At 74.3% G+C, this 1,897-nt stretch carries 1 protein-coding gene; it reads right to left on the reverse strand.

Annotated features, from left to right (window positions below; genetic code table 11):
• Positions 1-1,897, reverse strand: a 1,897-nt coding sequence (locus AC2VOR_RS05550) for a phenylalanine--tRNA ligase subunit beta (RefSeq protein ID WP_486963348.1), incomplete at both ends; no start/stop codon positions are given.

Raw genomic sequence — 1,897 nt, forward strand, 5'->3', positions numbered from 1 at the left:
TCGCGGGCGGCGCTGGCGTCGTCCTCGGTGAGCGTGCGATCCGGCGCCCGGAAGCGCAGCGCGAACGTCAGCGACTTGCGGTCCTCGCCGATCTGCGGGCCGGTGAAGACGTCGAACAGCGCGATGTCCTCGAGCAACTCGCCGGCGCCCGCACGCACCGCGTCGGCGACCGCCGCCGCCGGCACGTGGGCCGGCACGACCAGGCTGACGTCCTGGAACACGGCCGGGAACGGCGAGACCTTCGGCGCCGGGAACGCGTCGACGATCGCAATCGCATCCAGGTTCAACTCCATGGCGCAGGTGCCCTTGGGCAGGCCCGCCCGCTCGACCACGGCGGGGTGCAACTGGCCCGCGTGGCCGACGACGGCGCCCCCGACGAGCACCTCGGCGCACCGGCCGGGATGCCACGGCAGGCGTTGGGCCGCCCGCAGCGTCACCTCGACACCGCTGGCGCGCAACACGATTCGGACCGCCTCGAACGCGTCGGCCGCCTCGACCCGCCGGCCCGGCCCCCACGGGCCCCGCGGTTCCCGCAGACCCGTCAGCACCGCCGCCACGTGCTGGGGTTGCCGCGGCAGCGACGCGTCCAGCAGGGCGATCTCGGCGTCGGTCGGGCGCCGGTGCACGGGGATGAGCTCCACGGCGCGCGTCTGTTCGGTGGGCTGGACCACCTGGGCGAGGGCGAACAGCGCGGTGTCGACAAGACCGCGAGATACGTTGCGCCCCAACGCTTCCAGCAGAGCGGGCAACAACGTGGTCGCCAGGTGCGGGCGGTCGGCCTCGAGCGGGTTGAGCACGTGCGTGGTCGCGCGTCGCGGGTCGTCGTCGGGCAGCCCCCACAGATCGAAGACGCCGGCCGGTAGAAAGGGCGTCGGCAGGACCTCGACATAGCCGGACTGGGCCAGCGACCTCCCGATCGCACGGCGACGCTTCTGCGCCGCGGTCAGCCCGCGGCCCGCGGGCGCCGACGGCAGCACCGACGGAATGGCCTCCAGACCCTCCAGCCGCAGCACCTCCTCGACGAGGTCGGCGGGCTGCAGCAGGTCGGGCCGCCAGCTCGGCGGTGTCACGGTCAGCTCGCCGTCACCGTCAGTCACCAGGGCCCCGATCTGGGTCAGCCGCCGGGCGGTCGCGCCCGGGGCGTACGCGACGCCGGCGACACGGTCCGGCAGGTCGGCGGCGATCCGGATCGGCGGTGGTGACCAGCGCTCACACGGCGGATCACCACGCCAGTCCGTCAAAGCGTCGGACACCGCTCCCCCGGCGATGTCGGTGAGCAGCGTCGCACAGCGGTCCAGCGCGGCCACCGAGATCGCCGGGTCCACCCCGCGCTCGTACCGGCGGGCGGCCTCACTCGGCAGGTGCAGCCGGCGCTGCGTCCGCGAGATCGCGGCGGGGTCCCACACCGCCGCCTCCAGCAGCACGTCGGTGGACTCAGCGCGCACCTCGGTGCTGGCCGCGCCCATCACACCGCCGATGGCCGCCGTCGCCGCATCGTCGACGATCAGGACGTCGGCCGGATCCAGCCGCCGCTCCACGTCGTCGAGGGTCACGACGGTCTCGCCGGGATGGGCGAAGCGCACCCCCAGTCCGCCGGTGATGCGGTTGCGGTCGTGGGCGTGCATCGGGTGGCCCAGTTCCAGCATCACGTAGTTGGTGACGTCCACCGCCGGGGAGGTCGCGCGGATGCCGCACAGCAGCAGCCGGCGCTGCAGCCACCAGGGCGACACGGCGGCGGGATCGATCCCGGTGACCGGGCGCAGCGCGAACCGGCGCACGCCGGTGCCGGCCTGCACGGTCAGCGGCCAGGCCTCCCCCGCCACCGGCAGCGGCTTGACCACTTCATCGCTGGCGGGGTCGACGAACGTCAGGTCGTAGGCGCAGGCGATCTCGCGGG

Source organism: Mycobacterium sp. TH-M103 (genome assembly GCF_057473785.1).